At 63.1% G+C, this 2,876-nt stretch carries 2 protein-coding genes; both read right to left on the bottom strand.

Features of this window, described 5'->3' with window-relative positions; genetic code table 11:
• Positions 1–24 precede the first annotated feature (24 nt).
• The gene (locus BN1118_RS12650) at positions 25–1,470 is read right to left on the bottom strand and encodes an HD domain-containing phosphohydrolase (protein ID WP_043556412.1); all 1,446 of its coding nucleotides are present in this window, start codon (positions 1,468–1,470) and stop codon (positions 25–27) included.
• A gap of 55 nt (positions 1,471–1,525) precedes the next feature.
• Positions 1,526–2,647 carry a beta-ketoacyl-ACP synthase III gene (locus BN1118_RS12645; protein WP_043556411.1) on the bottom strand — a complete coding sequence of 374 codons (1,122 nt, stop codon included), beginning with the start codon at positions 2,645–2,647 and terminating at the stop codon, positions 1,526–1,528.
• Positions 2,648–2,876 lie beyond the last annotated feature (229 nt).

Here is a 2,876-nt window from a genome sequence, read left to right as displayed (position 1 = left end):
ATAACTGGGACAGAGCCTTTTTTATCACTCCTGATCCCTGTGCTCGGCGGCAATCTGCCTGAAAGCCCCCTCGCAGGCGAGGAAGGCATCGACCATGCCGGGATCGAAATGGCTGCCGCGCCCCTGCACTATGATGGCTTTCGCCTCGTCGTGGGTGAAGGCGGGCTTGTAGACCCGTTTCGAGATGAGGGCATCGTAGACATCCGCCACCGCCATCAAGCGGCCCGAGAGCGGGATCGCCTCCCCCGTCAGGCCGGCCGGATAACCGCTGCCATCCCACTTCTCATGATGGGTGAGGGAGATTTCGCGGGCCAGTCGCAGGAAGGAGTTGGAACCGAGCTGGGCCTCGGCGCTGGCCAGCGCATCGGCCCCTATCTGGGGATGGCGCTTCATGATGGCGAACTCTTCGTCGGTCAGCTTGCCCGGCTTGAGCAGGATCGCATCGGGAATGCCCACCTTGCCCACGTCGTGCAGCGGCGCCGACTTGAACAGCAGGTCTATGGTGGCGTCGTCGAGGGGATAACGCTCGGCGTCGTGGCGGCTCAGGTGTTCGGCCAACACCTTGACGTAGTGCTGGGTACGGATGATGTGGGCGCCTGTCTCGTTGTCCCGGGTCTCCGCCAGCGAGGCGAGGCCGAGGATGGCCACGTCCCGGGTCAGGTTGAGCTCGTCGCTGCGCGCCTTCAGCTCGCCGATCATCTGGTTGGTGCTGGCGGCGATCAGGCCGAATTCATCATCCCGGGTCACCGGCACCCGCGCATCCAGATCGCCGCACTGCACCTGTGCCATGGTGCGCGTCTGGTGCATCAGGGAGAGGGTCAGATTGCGGCCATAGCCACGAATGATGAGCCAGAGGTAACAGAAGGTCACCGCCATCACGAAGGCGATTTCCAGCAATATGTAGTGCTGGGCATCGAGCCGCGACAGGCTTCTGTCCACCGTCGCCAGCCACTCCAGATCCTTGTTGAACAGCAGGAAGAAGACGCCCCCCAGCAGGGCGAGCGTGGTGAAGGTAAACAGGGAGAACTTGCGGGAGACCGGCATGGCCAGCGGCCGGGTCAGCACCAGCGAGCCCTGATGCTCCCGCAGCTTGGCTAGGTTCCAGTCCCGCACCAGCGACAGATCCGCCGCCACCAGAAAGCCCAGGGTGCTCATTCCCAGCAGGATCTTGAGGTGACTCTCCAGCGGAAAATTGTACATGAGGCCGTTGTAGCCCGAGAGCAGCAGGGCCCCCAGCAGGTAGAAGCCCACCTCCAGTCCGAAGCCACCGAGCCCGCTGCCGGGCAGCACCAGTCGGTGCAACACCCGATCGCGCACGGCGAACATGATGGCGAAGACCAGCAGGGTGGGCCCCAGCAGCTGGGGCAGGGTCAGGCTCTCCAGAAACGGACAGACCTGCAACCCGTAAAGGCAAAAGAGCGACAGCGTCACCCCGTAGTGCAGGGCGCAGCGCCCCGTGATTTTCTGCATGATTCCACCCTGACCGCTGTTTATTGTTATGACGGCGGGGATATGCCCCCGCCCCTCACAGGCGCCGCAGCAGCAGGCTCCCTATCGAATAGCCGGCGCCAAACGAGCAGAGCACGCCGCGGGCCCCCGCAGGAAGGTCGCGATTGTACAGATGGAACGCGATAATGGAACCCGCCGAGCTGGTGTTGCCGTAACTGTCGAGGATCACCGGCGCCTCCTGCTGGCTGGCATCGTAACCCAGCAGCTTGCGGCCGATGAACTGGTTCATGGTGAGGTTGGCCTGATGCAGCCAGAGCCGGCTCAGGGTATCCGCCGGCCAGCCCTGCTCGTCGAGCTGGCCGGCTATCTGATCGCACACCAGCGGCAGCACCTCCTTGAACACCTTGCGCCCCTGCTGGCAAAACAGCTTGTCATCGCCATAACGGGTGCGCGGACTGAGCCGGTTCAGGAAGCCGAAGTTGTTGCGAATGTTGTTGGAGTACTGGGTCACCAGCTTGCTGGCCACCAGTTGCCAGGGGTTGGCCACCTTGCAATCGGCCTCCCGCTCCAGCAGCACGGCGGTGCAGGCATCGCCGAAGATAAAATGGCTATCCCGATCGCGAAAGTTGAGGTGGCCCGAGCAGATCTCCGGGTTCACCACCAGCGCCAGTGTGGCGCTGCCGGCCGCCAGCATGTCTGCGGCCGTCTTGATGCCGAAGGTGGCGGACGAGCAGGCCACGTTCATGTCAAAGGCCATGCCGCCCGCCCCCAGGTAGTGCTGCAGCTCGATGGAGAGCGCCGGATAGGGGCGCGGCATATTGGAGGCGGCGACTATGACCAGATCGATTTCCCCCGGCTCGCGACCGGCGGCGATCAGCGCCTGCTCGGCGGCGGCCACCGCCATCTCCACCATGATGGAAGGTTTGTCATCCGGGCGCTCTGCCATGAGCGGCTGCATGATGTCCGGATCCAGCACCCCCTCCTTGCTCACCAGATAACGGCTCTTGATGCCGGAGGCCTTCTCGATGAACTCGCAGCTCGAATGCTGCTTGGCGGGAAGCTGGCCCGCATCGATGGCGGAGGCATTCTCCTCGTTGTAGAGATCCACATACTGGTTGAAGGCGGCCACCAGCGCTTCGTTGCTGACGGCAAAAGGCGGGGTATAGAGGCCTGATCCACTGATCACGATAGAAGTCATCTTTGCTCCTGGCCGGGTTCGTTCCCGGCTTGTTGGCTTTTTAGGGTAGAGAGGTCATTACAGCTGATCGATCGCCGCGGCGAGACCGGCCAGAGTCAGCGGATGCATGCGCCCGCCAACCAGTTCATTCATCAACTTGATGGAGGGGTGCCAGAGCCACTCCCGGCGCGGGACAGGGTTGAGCCACACCAGTTTGGCATAGTGCTGCTGCAGGCGGGCGAGCCACACC

The organism is Aeromonas bestiarum, from assembly GCF_000819745.1.
GTDB classification, from domain to species: Bacteria; Pseudomonadota; Gammaproteobacteria; order Enterobacterales; family Aeromonadaceae; genus Aeromonas; species Aeromonas bestiarum.
This window is presented reverse-complemented; position numbering and strand designations above follow the sequence as displayed.